The sequence below is a fragment of the Pseudoalteromonas sp. T1lg10 genome, from assembly GCF_002964545.1.
Lineage (GTDB): Bacteria > Pseudomonadota > Gammaproteobacteria > Enterobacterales > Alteromonadaceae > Pseudoalteromonas.
Genome location: NZ_PQBV01000042.1, coordinates 19,804 through 39,207 on the forward strand (window position 1 = coordinate 19,804; position 19,404 = coordinate 39,207).

The 19,404-nt window shown below is 39.9% G+C and carries 11 protein-coding genes; 9 read left to right on the forward strand and 2 right to left on the reverse strand.

From position 1 onward, the window contains the following. Complete coding sequence (locus C2M17_RS11375) at positions 1-2,313, reverse strand: tellurite resistance TerB family protein (RefSeq protein WP_105200886.1); 2,313 nt, start codon at positions 2,311-2,313, stop codon at positions 1-3. A 637-nt stretch (positions 2,314-2,950) separates the two neighbouring features. Here C2M17_RS11375 and C2M17_RS11380 point away from each other — a divergent pair. From C2M17_RS11380 to C2M17_RS11410, 7 genes are all read left to right on the forward strand, one after another. Beyond that, positions 2,951-3,811 (forward strand): TnsA endonuclease N-terminal domain-containing protein, encoded by an 861-nt coding sequence (locus C2M17_RS11380; protein ID WP_105200887.1) that lies wholly within the window; start codon positions 2,951-2,953, stop codon positions 3,809-3,811. Next, positions 3,801-6,047, forward strand: coding sequence for a transposase (locus tag C2M17_RS11385; protein WP_105200888.1), 2,247 nt, complete (start codon positions 3,801-3,803; stop codon positions 6,045-6,047). The genes C2M17_RS11380 and C2M17_RS11385 overlap by 11 nt, the downstream gene beginning before the upstream one ends. After that, entirely contained in the window at positions 6,040-7,527 is a 1,488-nt protein-coding gene (locus C2M17_RS11390) for an ATP-binding protein (protein ID WP_105200889.1), read from the forward strand. The genes C2M17_RS11385 and C2M17_RS11390 overlap by 8 nt, the downstream gene beginning before the upstream one ends. Next, complete coding sequence (locus C2M17_RS11395) at positions 7,527-8,462, forward strand: TniQ family protein (RefSeq protein WP_105200890.1); 936 nt, start codon at positions 7,527-7,529, stop codon at positions 8,460-8,462. The genes C2M17_RS11390 and C2M17_RS11395 overlap by 1 nt, the downstream gene beginning before the upstream one ends. Continuing rightward, on the forward strand, positions 8,455-10,050 hold the full coding sequence (locus C2M17_RS11400) for a TnsD family Tn7-like transposition protein (RefSeq protein ID WP_105200891.1): 1,596 nt from the start codon (positions 8,455-8,457) through the stop codon (positions 10,048-10,050). The genes C2M17_RS11395 and C2M17_RS11400 overlap by 8 nt, the downstream gene beginning before the upstream one ends. A 760-nt stretch (positions 10,051-10,810) precedes the next feature. Beyond that, positions 10,811-11,101, forward strand: coding sequence for a hypothetical protein (locus C2M17_RS11405; RefSeq protein WP_105200892.1), 291 nt, complete (start codon positions 10,811-10,813; stop codon positions 11,099-11,101). Between the two features lie 23 nt (positions 11,102-11,124). After that, complete coding sequence (locus C2M17_RS11410) at positions 11,125-11,574, forward strand: phosphotyrosine protein phosphatase (protein WP_105200893.1); 450 nt, start codon at positions 11,125-11,127, stop codon at positions 11,572-11,574. Between the two features lie 278 nt (positions 11,575-11,852). On the opposite strand, the gene C2M17_RS11415 is transcribed toward C2M17_RS11410, so the two are convergent. Then, positions 11,853-12,695 (reverse strand): WYL domain-containing protein, encoded by an 843-nt coding sequence (locus C2M17_RS11415; protein ID WP_055732691.1) that lies wholly within the window; start codon positions 12,693-12,695, stop codon positions 11,853-11,855. 169 nt (positions 12,696-12,864) lie between these two features. Between C2M17_RS11415 and C2M17_RS11420 the strand changes: the two genes are divergently transcribed. Further along, positions 12,865-17,358, forward strand: a complete 4,494-nt coding sequence (locus tag C2M17_RS11420) for a hypothetical protein (RefSeq protein WP_158684014.1) — start codon at positions 12,865-12,867, stop codon at positions 17,356-17,358. Then, positions 17,358-19,394, forward strand: a complete 2,037-nt coding sequence (locus tag C2M17_RS11425) for a hypothetical protein (RefSeq protein WP_105200896.1) — start codon at positions 17,358-17,360, stop codon at positions 19,392-19,394. The genes C2M17_RS11420 and C2M17_RS11425 overlap by 1 nt, the downstream gene beginning before the upstream one ends. The last annotated feature ends 10 nt before the right edge of the window (positions 19,395-19,404 follow it).

Genomic DNA, 19,404 nt, shown 5'->3' on the forward strand with positions numbered 1-19,404 from the left:
TTATCCCTTCAATTCTTCTACGATTTCTAGATCGACATAGATATCACCATCGTCATCTAGAACTGGCGCATCGACTTTGTCATAAGCCCAGTCATTAATAGTTTCTAATGCGCCATCAACCATTATGTTTAGTTTGCTGCACAGTTCATGAACTTCTTTACGTGGCCACGACTCTTTAGCTATCAAAGTTTCAAAAAGTTCTTTGTAAGGACTATCTAAGCCTTCTTCATTGACATCAGCTGTGGGGCTCACTCCCAGTTCAGCTTCTTCATCAACGGCAAATATACTCTCCAGCATACTCTTTGCATCGTTGGTGTCACTTTCATGCATAGCCAGAATACCTTCATCCAACTGAAAGGTACTTTTATCAATTGAAGCGCCTTTAGATGTGGCTGAGATAGGTTGTTTACTGGAGGCAAACGCATGAATGTCACTTGTAACGAGTGATTTATCTAAGCCTAACGAGGTATATAACTTTTCAATTTGCTTAATTTCAGAAGCATCGATTCTTCCATCAGCAAGAGCGATGGAAAGCATGAATCTTTTCAAGAATTCCACCTGTGGAACGCCGAGTTTTTCAATCCTAGCTTTCAAGCCGGTATTATTTACAGGGGCATTTAGACGCCAAGTTAAATATGCATTTAACGAGTTCTTTTCAGCAGGTGAGAGTTTGTCATCGTGGTTTATCAACGTTTGTAAGGCGATTTTCTCATGCTGATCTACAGTACCGTCTATCGTTGCGACCATTGCCCCTAACCTAATTGCTAAACTTACTTGGTTGAATGCCGAGCTTGGCTCAAAAAACTCTCCATGGCCCGGTGAGAAGAGCACAATGTTGTCATCGATTTTCAATTTTGCATGGTGAAAACGTTGGTCTGGCGCAATACCTATTTCAGCCTTAGCAGCCAAGTTAGCGACAAGTTCATTTTCTTTTTTGTTAAATGCCTTAGGGAGAGGTGTACCTGTATGAGTCCAGAATTCTTTGACTGTGGTTAGTCCATCATTTGAACTAATTATCTGATTTGCCCAAGACTTAAATGTTTCTATAACTGGTGAATTTGCTTCGTTTGCCAGTTCTTTAGGTAATAACATCAACGCTGCAATGTCACTCCTTGAGGTATCAGCTTTTCCTAAGTAACGGCTATAGCTGCTCAATTCTTCTGTACATTGTTCGGCAATAGGAATGAGCTTTTTAATTGGGCTTTTGAGAATACTTGGATCAGGTAAGTCACCCAACTCCAAATCAACCCCATGCACACCATTACTTGCCGCATGGTATGAAAGTCGCAGTTTAGTTTTATTGGGTTTTACGGAAATTCCTTCGCCAAACTTTTCAGAAAATCTAATTTGGAAAAGCTGGCTAAACTCTTCTTCACATCTACGGGCGGGAGTTTTTAGGGAATACTCGAATGTATTTTTTAGCCACTCTAAAGCTAAGGGAGCTGTTACAGGGTTGCCATTGGCTATAGTTGTTGCAAGTTTTACTTTGAATGACAATGCATTATTAGTTTCTGGTATATCTGACAGTCTATCTTCAAATAAGGCGGGTCTTTGAAGTGCCATTAGTTCGAGGAAATTAGCAGAGTATCCTCTGAACGAACGATTTGCGTTAAAAACGCTATTGAGACGCAACACTTCTTCAAATATTGCTATGTACTCTTCATTAGATATTTGATTATTTGATTTGTTTTCGATGACTCTTCTCTCAAACCCGTAGAAATAGATGAAGACATAACCAATTGGCGTATTGGGGTTTGAGCGATCAGAGGCGAGCCAATCTAGGTAAGCGCCTCTACAGCCTTTAGATAAGGATGCGTAAGTTGGCCAGTACCCTAAGGATTCATCAGTGTATATTTCTGAATCTACCGAGGGACTTGAAGCCGGGCGTTTATCATCCACTAGAGATGGCTCTATACCGTACCCATCTAGTGAATTCATTACTCCACCAAAGTAGAAAAAGCCTTTCGTTAACTGTCTTCCATTAACAGAAAGTTGTTCATCTACACTTATCCATCGACCTTTTTGTTTGTTCGTTGTTTTTTCTGGCTCTCGGCCAAAGCTTGTATGAATAGTAAAAGTAGCAAAGTCATCATCATCGTCTAAATAAGCATGATTAGACGAACTGGATACACTTATGCTGGAAGAGCCTACAGCAATACTGGGGGATGAGGTTCTACTTTTAGGGACTTTTGTTTTTTCAGAAAAAGGTTGGGGAGTTCTTTTTGGGGGAGGATTGTGTGCAGAAGCTTTACTGTTACCTTTAAATAATTTATAAATCAAATAAATTACAAATAACCCAATAATAAATTCCATTTTATTTCCTCTTTTTCCAAGGCTCTAAATTAGGTTACTTTGATCCTTGTTTTTTATATGTTTTGATTGATTTTTTATATCAAATAAAGATAAATAATGCAAAATTTGAATCAGTAAAAGTGATCAATAGTGGTGTGATAATTTAAGCTTTTCAAGAGCTCTACTCCCTTCAAAACAAATATAATCCTAAATAGCCTTGTGCGGTCATTAAATACATGACCAACCTATCATTGTAATGAAATATCTACCACAAAATGAAACCCAGCAAAGGTTGAGTATGCGGCAACTTCTACTCAGGCTAGTTCAGTAATTTGTCTACAATGGAATTGCGGTAAAAAGTTAAATTTGCGATGGGGCTTGGTTCTTACACGGTACTTTTCTTATTAAATTGCAGCGTTAATATACTCTTTCATAATATATTATTCTTTTTGGTTATATACATAATATATTTAATTATAAGCGGCTGCTAATAATTGTTTTTCAAGTCTTTGATTTTACAAAAGCTCAAAAATTGACCACTTTAAATTATTAGTGCCTACTAATAAAATCCTTTAATTATCAGTATATTATGTGTGTTGATGTAATTTGAACGTTCGACTATCTTCCTCTTTTTTTACTATTCAAAGAGGAAATCTAGATGAAAAAAGTTACTCAACCTATCATCACAGATAAAGAGCGAAGTCGCATTGCTCGATATTATGCAAAAGTCAAAAAAGAGGGATATCGCCCTTGGATTACTGTCAGGCAGTCTCACACGATCGGGCAAGGGCAGATCATATACAGTCACAAAACCAAACGCGCTCATCACTTTCTGAGCCGTGGAGAACTTCAGGCATTTTTTCACTTTGAAGCAAACAAACGAGTGAAAAATATCTTAGAACAATTCCCGCTTCCCATAGCAGATACAATGCAAGTGGCTACAGAGCTTAATATCGTGCACCCATCTTCGTATCAAGAAGCGGTAAATTTCAATGGTCATCGTCCAGCGAAAACGATGACGCTGGATTATTTAGTGATTCACTCCGACAAAAGCCGACATGCTTATAATTTCAAATACTCTGATGCGTTAGATAAAAACATTACCAGTCCGCAAGCTGTAGCGCGGACAAACGCTAAAGCGGAAATAGAGCGAATCTACTGCTTACAAAATAATATTTCGTGGACACAGTTGACCGAGAAGTCATTTGATAAATCAGTAACAAGCAATCTGCGTTATTTTCGCGAATGTTATGACTCTCCTTATGATATTGATATTAGTGATGACTTGAAATCCGCTGTGCTTTGTCACTTAACGCTTAATTTCGAAAACTATCCCACAGCTACAGTGCGCAATAATCTTGAACGCACTGCAAGTGATATCAATCTGCCATTACATCAGATCCAAAGCATTTTTCAGATGCTCGCTTATGAGCGTGTGCTGCATTTTGACTGGACGACTGAGATTAATCTAAACCGCCCGTTACCAGCGGTAGCGAAGGAGGTGGACTATGTTTGTTAATCAGATTATTGCTTCCGTTAATCCGAAGCACCCCGAAGTGAAATACCGCATCGTAGCGGAAGAAAAAGACGAAATTGCTGTCTCTGACTTGAGTTGTAACAGACCTCGTCGACCATTTACAATAAATATTAAATATTTTGAGCAGAAAGTAAAACGTGAAGAGTGGGTGTTGTTACCTCCGAATATACCCGATATTTTGTTCGAAGATGACAGCTATTTCAAACAAAAGCTTTTAGCTAAAAAGCTCAAATTACTCAAGAAAAATGCAGCTAATGATGAAGTGAAAGACCCTCTGGAGATGCGAGATGCCGCCTGGTCGACAATTAAGCCTCTTGTGAAGGATCCTGAAAAGTTGCATCGTTATCTATTTGGTGATCCTAAGGGATTATTGCAAGAGCTGATTGAGCTTTCTCAGCGCAGTAAGAAATATGTCACTAGCATGTTAAATCGCTATTTTCGGGATGGTGGGATAAAAAATGCCTTACTCCCGAATTATTACTATTGCGGTCAAAACTTTTCTCTCCCTGACTCTCCAATATTGAATGAGGATGGGCTGCACGATCTTTCATCCAAACCCGGTCCAAAAACGGTTAACGGAACTGCTTATCGTCATGTCACGCAAAAAGACGTTGAGGATATTGAACAGTTTGCACGTTCGCACTTACGCAATCGCAAGGAAGTCGTACTTGAAGACTTATATGAAGACTATATCTATCGTTACGGCAGCGTATCAATTCGACCAAAAGGGGCAACGATTGATGAGATGATAGAAGAATTGCGTGTTCCCCTTGGCAATAATCACGTGATTTCGTCAAGGGCGTTCAAACGTCAAATTAATAAAATTGTGTCTAAATTGACGTGGTTAAGAAAGCGTGTCGGTGAGAAAAACTATACACGAGATCACAAAGCGAGAACGGGAAGTGCGAAGCACGGATTGCGCGGTGCAACAAGTCGCTATGAAATTGATAGCACAATATTAGATGTCTATGTGCGCTATGAGTTTTCGAATGAGTTAATGTCAATTGGTAGACCGGTTCTGTATTTAGTGGTCGATGTTGTGACCAGTATGATCGTTGGCATGCACATCGCTTTTCATGGCCCTGACTGGACAGGGGCCTGTCACGCTTTACTCAATGCATGTTCTGATAAAGTCGAATTTTGCAAACAGTTCGGAGTCAAAATCAGCTCCGAGGATTGGCCGTGTTGCCATCCTCCGCGTGAGTTAACGGCAGACCGTGGTACAGAAAACAGTGATAAGAATATGGAGGCCTTGCTCAAAGGTAAAATTGGCATAGAAGTGGTCAATTTAAATGCGTATCACATGGGAGTGTGTAAAGGCACTGTAGAGAAAAGTTTCGATATTATTCAAAAGAAAGCATTTTCTCCGCTTGAGCACGGTAAAGTCATCAAGATTAATAAATTTGATGAACAACATCCTAGCCGCAACAATGTTTTGACTAGCGATGAGTTAACTCGCGCAATCATTAAGTGTGTTCTTCACGCTAATAATCATTCTACACGTATTAATAATCGTACCTTCGAAATGGAGCGCGACGGTGTGGCATTTGCCCCTCGCGATGCTTGGAATTACAGCTTAAGCAACTGCGTCATTGCACCTGCAAAGTTGCCCCGGGAGCAATTGTTGTTCGGTTTGTTGCCGGAGGCAAAAGTCAGTGTGCGAAGCCAAGGCGTGTATTTCAAGGGGTTGTATTATTCGTCTACTGATTTTGAGCGTTTGCCGCTTTTAGAGCATTCTAAAAATTTTGGTCGTCAGTCTATCTCAATTCGTTACTCAGAGAGCTCGACGAATCATATCTGGTACAAAGACGAAGAAACTAAGACAGTATATCAACTTGAGCTTACAGAGCGCAGTGAAGCTTATAAAAACATGGTCTGGGAACAAATACATCATCGGATGGTGATCTTAAAGTCTCAGCTTGCTGTCGCAGAGGAACAATCTCGGATTAGTTCAGTGATTTTAAGATCTGACTTACGCACCTTAGAGAGAATGGCTAAAACGCGTACTAATCAGCATCAAAAATCGCAGGCTAAAGGTATTGTGTCTGATATCAAAGATAATCGGAAAATCGAGGCTGATAGACAGCATCATCAGTATCGACAAGATATTGAAAAAGGCATGCAAGGTGCCGTTAAAGATATTGCGCAAAATGATTTAGTCAGTTCTTCATCAGACATGTTTGGTAATCCGAACGCTGTGGAGGTGACTCATGGCTAAAGCTAACTATATTCGTCATCCCAATCCGATGCACCGTGGCAACCCGCTTGTCGAAGGGTTAGGCTTTCCTCTCGCTAAACAGCAGATTCATACACAGTGCGGAGTATCATTTGTTGATGGATTAGATTTGACCGGTGTCCCAGAGGAACTTCATGGCTATTACACTCGCTCTAGTATTCTTAACTTGTTTAGTTTGCACGTTGTGCAAGATGAGATGGTTGAGATTTATGAGGCGATTCGGCTCGGTATTGAAGTGTCTTACCTCGGGCGCAACCCTCTCAATGATGACTGGCAAGGTATTTTAGCGGCCATTGAAGCCGATAAAGATGCACCGCTTAAGTCATTAAATATCAGGCGTTTAAACTTGCTTGAGAACAGCTATACCTTCTTGATATCCGGTTTGAGCGGGCGCGGTAAGTCCAGCATGGTCAAGCAAGCGCTGGAGCAGATTGAGCAAAAGATTGAACACACGGCCTATTCTATGTCGGATGGCACAATGAAACCGTGTCCATTGACGCAGATAACGTATGTATACGTTGAACATCATGATCGAGTCGGTCAGAAAGCGTTTTTAACAGCCATATTAGACGCGATTGATGAAGCAACGGGTGAGCAATATGCGTATAAGCAGCGTAATAGTAGCGTATATGAACTGATCCAAACGGTGCGTAAAGCGGTTGTTAAGCATCATATCGGCGCTTTAATCATAGATGAAGCACAAAACTTTGCGCCTAGCTCAAGTGATTTCAAGATCGGCACCAATGAAAAAACGTCGATGAAGTTTGTGGAAGAATTGGTGAATACTTTAGGTGTATCGACAATTTTTGTCGGCACCTTCAGTGCGCTAGAGCTTTTTGCTAAAGAGATGACTATTACACGGCGTACACTTCGTGCCGGTTCACTTAATTTGGCTAGCTGTGATGTCGAATCAGGATTCTGGAAAAACCTTTGTCATGCATTATTCAATTCTGTTCGATTCTCAGCCGCCAGAGACAGTGATGGAGCGCTTCGCTATAAACTGCATGATTTAACTGCGGGCATTCCTGCTATTGCCGTATCGGTAGTTCAAGCAACATTGCGCTTTTTAAGCTATTTTGAAGCTTCCAAACAAACTCTGACTGCATCCGCGTTAGAGCATGTATTCCTCAAACAGTTTTCGCCTTTGTCCGGTCCCATTGCGGCATTACACAGCATGCGTGTTCGTTCTGATTACAAAGCATATGAAGACTTAAAACCCATGCGTTTACTTGAGATGGTTAATCCTAAGAATGCCCATCATGATGTCGAAAAGCTTAAAGCTGTCGAGAGCAAAGCGAAGCAGATGATGCAGGAATATGAGCGAGATAACGCAAAGCTGCTAAGAGGTAAAGTGCAGGTGATACCTCACAAGCCACCTCGAACGGCGTATGAAGTGGATGCGAGCCAAGAAAGTGACAAGATGTCCCCTGATAACTTTTTATCGATGTTAGGGGAAGACTGATGACTCATTGGCGAACAATATTGCCTGGGGAAGATTGTCAATCTGCCCCGGCTCGCTGGCATTATCTTGAACGCATTACGTGTTTAGTTCCTGACGAGCCGCTAATGCGACTTGCTGTGCGCAGTGTGTCACCTCATCAGGCTTTCGGCGCATTAGAAAACGAAGCACTTAATGCCATGGGTAAGCTTGAAGATAGTGAATTTCATGCTGAACATAGTTTGGTGAATTATTTTCGAGCATTTTTACCACAAGATTTAGTGTGGGAAAAAGCAAAGGAGCCTAACCAAGTTGTAAGAGGAGGAGAGTCAACGCATGTTGCACGCTGGCGTTGGTGCCCGATGTGTGTGGGTGAAAACGAAGCTCATTATGGTTTGGCGTACTTTCATCGAAACCATCAGTTGGCTGGCGTATTTTATTGTCACAAGCATGATGAAGCATTAATTGATAGTTGTCAGGCATGTGGTTGGCGACAACATCGATTGAATGAACAAGCATTTCCTCCAAAGGGAAATACTTGTCCTGATTGCGGAGCCTGGCTTGAAGCTGCACCTATCGCGATGACAGATACGATGAAGCGAATTGAAGCGGCGAGTCTACGGCTAGCTCATAGTCCTATTATGCGTGATAGGCGGTTAGTGTTAGTTAAGCGTGTTCGGGAGTTGGCTGAGGTATCGACACTTGAGCGAAACAGTGTGGCGGAGCGGCGATTATTGGGGGTATGGCAAAAACGCTTCTTGTCATACTTTAGTGAGTACGAGCTCAGCGCTTGGTTTCGTAATCTTAAACTGCACAGAGGGGTTTTATGTCACCCAATGATGCTAAGTCCGCACTTAACGCAAATAAGTTCAGTAGCCGCTCATCCACATCCTTTGGTGTATTTGCTTTTAGAAGACTTTATTGCAGTAACGTACCCTGAGCTGGCAACGCATGGATAAGCTCAGGCTTTTACCCGGTGAATGTGGGTATAGCTTGGCAGCGAGAGCCCATTTACTGTCTCCCTACGGTTCGTGGAAAGTGACGAACCAAACTTTATTCGGACGCGAATCTGTCCGTATCAATGCCCTGTTACCGGGGCATTTATCATCACTGGCGCTATTGGCAGACAGCACTGTTGAGCACCTTCGCCTTGAAGCATCAGCCCATCCTCTCGTCGCTTTTGGATTGAGCGATAAAGAAAAGCGACTCGCATTGGCAAACAGTGAAGTGCAAAACAATGCATCAACAGTCTACGAGCAAGCCAGAATGGCTGCTAGCAAGTTGAGCTTTGGCTATGTGTTGAAGTGCTGCTGTGCTTGTATGGAAGAAGATAAAGCGCGGTATGGGCTGGCGTATTGGCACACCATGCATCAACTTCATGGGGTTTCTGTTTGTCCTGTGCATGCGAGAGTACTGTCTACCGTTGAAGCCGGTGAAGGGGCGCTAAACCATGCTTACGAATTGCCCTTTGTAGACAATACGCTCAATCTTGAAGTCGAGTCCAATGCGCTCAAGTTAAGTCGCTACATCGTCGAATTACATGCGTTATTAAGCCAATTTACCCCACTAGGAAGTATGTCCGAGCGGTACATTGCGTGGTTAGATGCGAAAGGTTTTATCACTGCTGGTGGGCGAATACGCTGGAAACAGCTAAAAAAAGAATTACAGCGTACTTGGCTCACTCTTTTTGATGTTCAAGGCAAAGTGCTGCCTCCAGAGCTGTCTACATTTCATTTTGTACCCCGGTTAGTGCATCAAGATGCACCAACTCATTATATTCGTCATGTATTACTAATGGCGTACCTGACTGACTCACCTGAGCAATTCTTTGCTGGACAGAAAAGTAAGTCGGTCGTCATACCGCATCAGAAAACGCATACAGTGCCCGAAGAGCGCAAGGTGCTTCAACTGCTCAAGCAACACTGTTCACTTCGCCAGTGTGCCGCACAGCTAAAATGCAGCGTAGGTTATGTGAAAGGAGTGGCCCTTCGACATCAAATTACGATTGAAAGACGTCGCAAACGCATCACTCCACAGATGGAACGGTGCATATGGCGTAAAGCCTTTGTAGGGCAGCATCGGCAGGACATTGCGCAGCAGTTAGGATTGTCAATTGGAGCCGTAGAGCAAGTTATTCAGTCGCATGCAGGTTTATCCGCATGGCGTCATCATCTACTGATGCAGCAGCGGAAACTAAGCAATCGAACATCGCTGATAAACTTTATGAGGCGGTTTCCTGATGCATCACGCAATGTGATTAAACATCAGTGTAATGCATATATGTGGCTCTATAAACACGACAAAGCATGGTTATACGCTCAGCTTCCTGAAGCGAAGTCACCAGGTAAGCCTCAAGGCATAAATTGGGCTGTACGAGACTTGGTGTTGTGTGATCAGCTTGAAGCGCTGCAAGGTAAGTTTACTTCGTTGTCTGCAATCGATAGAGCTGTGGGTGGTCACAGTTGGCTAAGGCGCTATCGTGAAAAGGTTCCGTTGGCTTTTGGGTTGGCTCAGCAGATTTTGGCTCGCGGGACTTCAAAAGAGTAATTTTTTAAAATTGGTAGACAGTTATTTATTGTTATCAATTAATCTTGTTATTCCGCAACTGCGTTGCGAAGAAAGCCAGTTAAGTAAGATACAAGCAACTCAAACAGCTAATTAATAGGTTTTTAATGCCTATCTCTCACCAAAAACATGTTTTATTGTCTCCAAATAAGAGACTAATGATTTCAAAAAAAATTGCAAGCATGAATTTGCTAAGTCATTGATTTAGGTTGTTCGTTTGCTTGTTTTGTAACCAAAATGGTAGAAAAAGTGCTTGACAGGAAAACTGTGAATTTTGGTAATTGGTTTATAAATCAATGTGTTATATGAGACCTGTTGCATGTGCTTTCTGTTTGTAGAGTATTCGCTTCTTCGGTTTTTAAGAGTGAAATTGGAAATACAGAAAACTATCGAAAATGGACTGTTCGCGGCTAATTTTCTCTTAACCTATCAAAAAGGGGGGATAGCTCATAATGCGTGGTTATGTTTAATGGGTTTTCTCCTCTGATTTTACTGCTATTCAACTCTGTTAAGGGGGGATTTTACAGACTTGAACTAATTAGGTTGCGATAGCGTCGTTTTTTGAGCGTTTAATCATTTTGTTTTTTGTTCGTCGAGACCATTAAACAATTTTTTTGCGAAATTTTAGTGACACTTCCGAGATTTAAGTGACACTTCCGAGATTTAAGTGACACTTCCGAGATTTTTCCCACTTTTTGTCTCATTCTATATAGAAGGTTTTTTATCGCTCTAAGGGGCTCATATGTATGCGACTGCACTTGAACAGCACCTTCGTGAACACTCACCGAATGTACTCATTTACACCCCTTTGCTGGTGGACGATAAGTTCGTGTTCATAATGAATCGATTACTTCGGACACTGTCCGGCATGGTTGAAGGCGGCGAAGTGGAGGTGCTTCATGTTGAGATATGCCCTGAAACACAAATTCCGACTGTACATTTAATGCTTCCGTTTTGGCTCAAAGAACAAGATGTCGCATCATTATTTGATGAGACACAGCGTTTATTCCAAAAAGCGGCTAAGCGAGCCTAGAGTCTGATAGAGGAATTCATAAAATGAATATCTTATTTTTATGTACATCGAATTTAAATCGCAGCAAGACAGCTGAAGACCACTTTGCTGTGAAAGACCCACTACGCGTCTATCGCTCAGCGGGTTTGAGCGAGAAAGAGTGCAAGCGAAACAGTACAACATTATGCAGTGAAGAGCTGCTCGAATGGTCTGATGTTGTGTTTGTTATGGAAGACGAACATGTGCGCCGTATCGAGCAATATACTGGTCAGCGCTTCTTAGACAAAGTCATCAACCTCAATATTCCGGATGTTTATCAGTATGGTGAGCCTGCTTTGATAGAACAACTTGAAAAGCGCAGAGATGCAATGCAATTTGAAGAGTTGTTTGCTCGTATTGAATCGCCATCTTCTACTCGTGCGGCACTACGTCTTTTTAATGTTAGCAATGAAGAGCTTGCGGCAACTTTTAAGCCGAGTCCAACTGAAAGCTAGTCTTAAAAATTAGTAACTAGTAGCCGAAATTACTCGTCGAAAAGAAGTTTATAAAAAATCTCCCGCTGATATGGTCATCTTCAATGAGTTGGAACCTACGATTTCTCAATAGTGCTTTTTTCCATTATTAATGACATAAACACGACACTACAGTGGAAAAAAGCATTATTGTGTGTCCAGTCATTTGAGTGAAGATCACCCGACGATTTCTAGTAGTGCTCGAACCTTCAAGTTCTGTGTCGATTAATACATTAACTATCAGTAAATCATGTGCTTGTTTATTTTTCGTTAAACCCTGGGGCCAGTATTAGGGAATTTAAGTTTTCTAATTCATACCTGTTCAATAAGCAGTATTGAAAGTGAAATGGGTTTAAAATTGAATTGGCTGATGAGTCTACCCCAAGCTCAGCTAAAACAAACCCAGCTAAGGCTTCAGACACAATGAGATTGACAACTGGTTTGTCGAGCAAACCGAGATCGAGTTTTAACGCTTCTGGGTTTGGATGTTTGATGTGGGGTCCAATGGTTAAAGTGACCTTACTTCGCCATTCAATGTCATCAGGTACTTCTTTATTGAATTCAGCTGTTTTTGCATCATTAAATCGTATTAACTTAAAGTTTTTATAAGTAGTGTTATCGCTTAAGTCACATGCTCTTACATACCAATTATTTCTGCTTTCAAAGATGGCAGTTGGGAGAATAAGTCGCTCTCGGTTTTTGTAATTTTCTGTTGACGATACGTAGGCAGCTTTCAAGGCGTGCCCAGCGTATATAGCCCTACATATTTTGGATACCAAATCTGTATTTAGACTCACATCAATAGAAGCGATTGAGTCTGGTCCTATTGTAGTTAGCAGTTTTGTGGGCTCTAAGCGTTGGCCATAGGCCATTGCTTTAAGTGCGCTTATGCAATTATGAGTAAAAGCTGGGCTGAATTGCCTAGTGGCATCGTATCGCTTCTTTCCAATGTTATATTCGATGTTATCTGCATACGTTTCTCTGTATTGCGTCAGTGTTCTGGTTGCTGTAGCAATAGAAATGTCTGCAATTTCCATCAACTCATTTCGATTTACTTTCCCTGTAAACATTAACAAAAAGTCCACGAGTTCAAGTTTATTCACAATGAGATCCTCAATTTGATTCCTAGCATCATTATAAACTGTATAAATACACTCTTGCAAATCAAATGATTCTGGTTAGTATGTATACAGAGTGCTTTAAGGCATGATAGCGCAGCAAAATAATGCTTTGTGATAACAGACAGCTAAAGAGTTTTCAGTGGGAGGACTTATGAAGTGGACAAATGATAGTAAAGAGCGATTGTATGAAATCGCAAGGTCTTACGACCCTCAGTTGCTCTCTTTAGAGGAAATCACCGAAGAGAACCCGGTTATAGTTGAACTTGCTCAGAGGTTTGGTGATGAGCCAAAGGCTGTATTGTTTATGCTGGCAAAGATGGGTTTTTTCACCATTGATAAAAGGACTAGCTATAAAACAGGTATTTTTTACAGAAGAGATAGTAAGACGACTTTTGAAGATTTCTCTATACAGCCTTTATTTGACAAGTTGCCCACAAAAACTTTGGATGAACTTGAGCTAGAGCTTACAAAGCTGCTTAAAAATAGAACTCCTTTGGAAAAGAGTTTTGAGCTTTTAGGTGAAAAATTTGCAATCAGCGAGCTAAATATAATTTGTGAGTTGTTTAAAGCTGGATTGCTCAGTTATACGGATGGAAAAGGTTATGAATTTTCAGATAGAGCCTACTTAGAAGAGGGTGAGTCTGTTATTGAGACTGTTGATTACTTAAAACCAAACGAAGAGCTAAAGAATTCGATCAACAAATATCGTTCAGAGGCTTCAAAGCTGTACCAAATGACTAATCATCGCAAACCTTGTTTGGTGCAATCCAATGATGGTACAGGCTTTGGTAAGTCATATGGTGTTATCTCTGAATATATTGAGTATGGGCCCAATCCAACAAGCTCTGGCCCATTCACAAACCTTGTGTTTGTAAGTCCTCAAAAGTCTCAGTTTGATTTTGATAAAGGGTTAGTTCAAAAGGCACAAAACGCAGGTATCGAGTTTGTTGCATTTCTAGCTATGCTCGACTTAACAGACTTAGAGTTTGAGAGTTGGGTCGCATCCCAAAATGGTGAGAAGCGAAAAAACCATGATCTTTACAATTCATGGGTTAGAAAACGTAAAAAATATAAATGGCTTGAAAAGGATCTGACAAGGCTTGCTCAGTCATTGAGAACGGTAGATTCATTGCAGAACCGGATTAATACAGAAGTGAAGACGTATGAAGCTGACAATGCAGAGATAATAAGTGATTTGAAAGCACAGTTGACCGAGCAACGTCGAAATATGGAAAAAACCCTGTTCGATTTATCGCTATCCTGCTTAAATTATAACGCTAAAGCGGCGGATCTTATCACTTTATTTGAGTCTAAAACTGACCTCGATGTCCTTAGAGCTGAGATAGTAAAACATTGTATTCCTTTCGCTATAGCTATGGTAAAACCATGCATAATGCTCGCTACCACGAATAAGTTTGACCTGAATATTCGACTGCCACAAAAAAATCCTCAAGGGTTATTTTCTTTTAAATCGATGCCGTTTGACTGCATTGTTGGTGGAAAAAAACACTTAACAGACTCTAATATAAGAACTGGTATGCACTTATCGGATAAGCATGAACAAAGAATCGAATTCTTAAAGAATGACTTTTTCGAAGCCGACGCATCTAACTACTTTAGAGAGAATGGTATTAGTTTTACAGTCATAATTGATGAGGTTCATGAAGCTCATAAACTCTTTTCAGACTCTGCTACGACCACATTGATTACACCTGAAATCCAACTTGCACATGTGTTTGCAGGTGTATATCGGATATATATGCAAGTAACTGAAACTATTGAAGCGGATATTCAGTTTACGCCATTTTATGAAGACAAGCTTGCTTTTGTCGAGAAGATCAGAAGGAACCTTAGCGAGCATTGTGAATTATCAAATGACCTTAATTTAAAAACTGTGTTGGCAACCTTTTCCGGAAATATTGATTTTGTCCAAATACGGCACGGAGATGCTGAGCAAATCATAAATTTAACTAGGAATGCATTTTGTTTCACTCCAAAAAGGTACTTTAATGAAGACGGTTTGAAGCGAATTAGAGTCAGGCTTGCTCATGGTACAGGTACATGTCAGCTTTACTACACTACTGATTTGGAAGACAGAACACTATCACTACATGATGTTTATCAAGTTACAATGGCGGTTTTAGCTGCCGCAGCGAGCGAATTTAAGTCATCTTCAGAATTTGTGAAATCTTTAAAGCAAGGTGGTGATAGTAGTCAAAATTATCCGCTTTATAAATTTATGAAAAAAGCTAGAACGGTCGCATCTGAAGTAGAGAGTATGTTTGATCGTCCAGACGAAAGGAGTGAAATTAAGATAGATCACTTTTATACCTATTTTCATCCAAAAACTGTTTTTTCTTTAATCCCTCAGAAACTTTTAGAGTTTAGAGATCCCTCCCTGGAGAAACTTACCTATGTAAACTTTTCTCTAAGCCTAATCAAAGAGCAGCCAGAAGTTTCGTTACTTCGTATGCTGCACAACACGACAAACTCTGTAATTGCACTTAGTGCGACAAGCGGTATAAATAAAAATATTGTCGGACAATACAACCAACCTTTCTTGAGAAAGTATTGTAATGATGGAACAAGAAACTTGGGGATTGAGCTAATTACCCGAAATTTGGACTCTAAAGAAACATTAGTAAACCTGCGCGAGACAAGAGCCGAGTTGAGAAAAGTAAAATTTGAAGTGTTTGATGAGCTAAGTGAATTCATTTGTGGTGAAGAGCTGATTGATGAGTTCAAAAGTACTTTTGATGCTTGGTACAAAAAGTTATCTGACTACACCTATAAACAAGATGACAAGTACAAGAGATTGGAGTTTAAGCGTCAGTTAGCTGCGTGGTTACTTTCTGCCTTTGACGGAAAGCACACACTTTCATTATCACTATCCGGTAACTTTCTTAACGCGCTAAGAAAGTATGTTATGGCCATTAAGACTGGTAAAACGGCTAAACCGAATGGCTTCAGAGACTTAGATAAGAAAGGGCGTATTTTTCAGTTCACACCTTTTTCCAATAGGCCTGTTGTTCAAACGGTGTTGTTTAATGCTGAGCTCAATAAGGAAGTTGATGTTCGAAGCTTCGTTAAAGTTAATTCAAACAACTTAAAACTCGCGTTTATGTCGACTTATAGAGGCGCGGGTACGGGTCTAAATTACTTTGTTGAATATGTTGACCACTTAAGCGTTAACTTTGAAGTTGATTTTGAGAGGCTTGTACTAATCAACTCGCCTTTTTGGAGTCAGGTGATTAAAGACAGTGCGACAGGTGACAAAACCCTTTATTCGCTGGCAAATTGCCTATCGATTATGAAGCGGATTTCGGATACTTCTGAAGAAAAGGCATTAAGCGAATTTGAAATAAATTTAGTGCATGGAAAGGACTATCGATTCTTAAATTATGAGCATGAACTGGAATTACTCAAAGTAATTATGCAAGCAATAGGTCGCGTCGAAAGAAAAGATGCAAATATGACTTCTGAGATATTTTTGCCATCTGATATTGCGGATTCGGCAGCGGTTCAGTTTTCTCGACTATCGAAAGATCCTAGAAATGAAATTTTCTTTGAGAGCATGTCTTTGCTAAACCAACGGTTTAAAGCAGAGTGTGAAAGCAGAAGCGCCAAGGTTGGCTTCAACACTGATGCTGAAAGAGAAGCTTTTGAGCAAGGTGTTCAATCATCAGGAGAGTTACTTGATGAATTTTTTGATGAAGTAGTCCCTCAGATAATCGAAGATGCTCGTAAGGGGGATAAGAACGCACTGCGTTTTAATGACCTATTACGGGGTATTGAATCAGTAAACGATCCAGAAAAGTATTTGAAAGAGTTAAGGTTAACTGAAATTGCTAAAAACGATAAATTGGTAGCTGCTTCAATCGAAAAACTCTACATAAACTTTGAACACATCAATGAGAGTCTTAAGCTTTGTTATAGGGATAATGCACCAGAGATCTTGACTGATATCACCCATGGTGACCGTTTGTATCGTCCAGACAAAATGGTTTCGTTGGATTACACCAGTAAAATGGATTACAAAACTGATAATTATGTTACAACGCTAGTACGAGAAAGTGCTCGGTTATCATCAGAAGCATTTAAAACTAATGTGCCTCATCCTAAGTTTATTCGCATGCTTAAAGGCAATGTCGGAGAGTACCTCTTCAAAATGCTATTGGATAAGTTTGAGATTAAAGCTTTAACCACTGAAGAAGTAGTAGAAAAAATTGGAATTCGTTCGTACGAGCTTTTCGATTTTTATGTGGAGATTGATGACCGGTTACTCTGTATTGACGTAAAAAATTGGTCATCGACGCTTGATAAAGCTGTTTTGTCAAAGGGAACTCACCATAAGGCTTTAACAAAAATAAAGACAGTATCTGATTATGTGGGAAGTAAGTATTCTGAGCTTAATTTCATATATTTGAATGGCCGCTTAGAAAACAATGCGTTGAATCATGAGCAAGAAGTTAGTCATTTGAAAAAGCTGTTTTACCTAAACCTTTTTAAAGAAGAGTCTAGCTATAAACCAAAGCAACGAAGAAACAGTGATGGTGAACTCACATCCTACTATGAAGGAAGCCAGTTAAATCAGAGAGTTGCTTTAAACTCTGTTTTATCAAATTTACTACAAGGAAAGTTTTAATGAGTTTTGATTGTACAAATCCCGCTCAAAATATGCCAATAGCAACAACAAATATTTTGGATATTAAGGGACAGACAGACGACATAGTTAAAGCGCTTTTTCACTCGTTACATGAAGACCTTTATATCGGGTGCAAATCCAAATTATTTGTCAAAGAAGGCGAAGGCTTTGTCGAGTTTGAACAGAAAATTCATAGGGAAATCAAAGCATCAATCAGAAAAGAGTTACAGCTCTCAAATGAAATCAATCCGCACTATGAATGGGTAAAGTTTTTCAATGAAGGGGCTATAGAAGTTTATTTCTTCTATTTGACTCATGAAAAACCAAATCATGAGTTACTAATTGATGAAATTAGTTTACTAAACAAGCAAAAGAAGGACAGGTTAGTTTCGGGACTGTTAGGGTTACACTTAAAAACAGAGTTTCTTGAGCAGGCGAAGGAAAAGTATGAGTTCTCTCCTACTTACTTCAATTCAGAGCTCTACTTAAGTGTTCATAGGTCTGGACGAGAGAAAAAAGATGGGACTACATATCTAGAGGCGTTAAAGCCAGAGCTATACTTTTCACCATCCCAAGAGCTTTGCTTTAACTTGGTAAAGAAGGTATTTAGGGTAAATAGGTTAGAAGCAATCACTGTGGATCTAGATGATACTAAGGCATTATTTAAAACTAAAGATTCGAAATACATTGCTAGTAGAGAAGTTAGCGCTACAAAATATTCTAAACGTAAGTTTATGTCATTTGGAGATGCCTTTGCTGCTTCAATAAACTACGCACAAAACCTACTCTCAGATATTCTTCAGGGGATACTAAATCGGTTAGACATAGAGTTTTCTGTTAGGCATTTCAGCGCAACACATGTAACTGATAACTTTATTTCAGCAGATAAAGTATGCACTTCTGACATCGTTATTATCGATAATCTTGGTGATGATTTTGATGTTGCAAAAAAGGATAAAGCGTTATCCCAGTTGTACTCAGAATTTGAATCAAGCAATGTATCAATAGTTCAGGCTCCTATCCCTTTTGAATCGCTAAAGGAAGAGCATAACTATATCGTTCTAAACGCAAGTGATGGAAGCTCAAGTATCCAAAGAAAAGGTGTTGAAGGAAAGGTATTTACGGGCTTTTGGGACGCATACAGGAATACGCCTATACACCAGAGAGAAGACCTTGATTATTACACGCAGCTAAAAATTGCTCGATTCGAGTCTCAATCTGTCAAAGTAATACAGGGGCTAAACTTTGCTGAAACAGATAAAGAAGTAAAACCTAGAGGTTCGGAAGTCAGCTACGCTATTTCACCACACAAACTCAATCGAATAAATTCTGAAATTTGGCTAAAAAGAAATGTTTTCATCCACCGCGCGTTTGATGAAATAGATTTACCAGATGCCAATTTACAGCTGGTATACATTAGAAAGTTAAAAGCGAAGAAAAATAACTTCTTTGCTTCAGTTGTGGACGTAAATATAAGTAGTAAGAGGTTAGTTATTGAAGGTAATCAGCTAATTAAATCCGAAAAAAGATTGGCACTCGAATGTCCTTATTTTGGTGATAGACAGATACATGATGATAGCTTCTATCTTTATGATAAAGATAGGGCTGTATTGCTTACTTCTTACAGCACAATTAGGGTGCCTCAAATAATCGGTAATAGTGCAGTTGATACTATTTCTATATCTGACAGTGATGAACTTGTTGTTAATAGACAAAGTGGTGTCGATGTGTCTGTTTTACCATACTACCTGTTACCTAAAGAGAGAAAGCAGTACCACCATGTGTACTTGCAGGACGTAGGGCCTGATCTTTTCTATTTTGTTGCTCCAATTCAAAGACCTAATCAAGATATTGCCAAGCAAAATAGAGTATACAATTTACTTACCTTCAACGCTGGTGGGAAGTTGTTAAGTGCATTGAAACAACCCATTACACACATATTCTTTAGTTCATTCACAGAGGATATTCTTCGTATAAATGAAGTAAGTAAAAGTTCTTTACTTGAGAAAATAGCTAGATTATATGTTGAAAATTAATGGGTTATAG

Coding starts and splice junctions, on each gene's coding strand:
- C2M17_RS11400 (WP_105200891.1), top strand. CDS start 8,455: ATGGATAAGCTCAGGCTTTTACCCGGTGAATGTGGGTATAGCTTGGCA.
- C2M17_RS11425 (WP_105200896.1), top strand. CDS start 17,358: ATGAGTTTTGATTGTACAAATCCCGCTCAAAATATGCCAATAGCAACA.
- C2M17_RS11380 (WP_105200887.1), top strand. CDS start 2,951: ATGAAAAAAGTTACTCAACCTATCATCACAGATAAAGAGCGAAGTCGC.
- C2M17_RS11410 (WP_105200893.1), top strand. CDS start 11,125: ATGAATATCTTATTTTTATGTACATCGAATTTAAATCGCAGCAAGACA.
- C2M17_RS11405 (WP_105200892.1), top strand. CDS start 10,811: ATGTATGCGACTGCACTTGAACAGCACCTTCGTGAACACTCACCGAAT.
- C2M17_RS11385 (WP_105200888.1), top strand. CDS start 3,801: ATGTTTGTTAATCAGATTATTGCTTCCGTTAATCCGAAGCACCCCGAA.
- C2M17_RS11395 (WP_105200890.1), top strand. CDS start 7,527: ATGACTCATTGGCGAACAATATTGCCTGGGGAAGATTGTCAATCTGCC.
- C2M17_RS11420 (WP_158684014.1), top strand. CDS start 12,865: ATGAAGTGGACAAATGATAGTAAAGAGCGATTGTATGAAATCGCAAGG.
- C2M17_RS11390 (WP_105200889.1), top strand. CDS start 6,040: ATGGCTAAAGCTAACTATATTCGTCATCCCAATCCGATGCACCGTGGC.
- C2M17_RS11375 (WP_105200886.1), bottom strand. CDS start 2,313: ATGGAATTTATTATTGGGTTATTTGTAATTTATTTGATTTATAAATTA.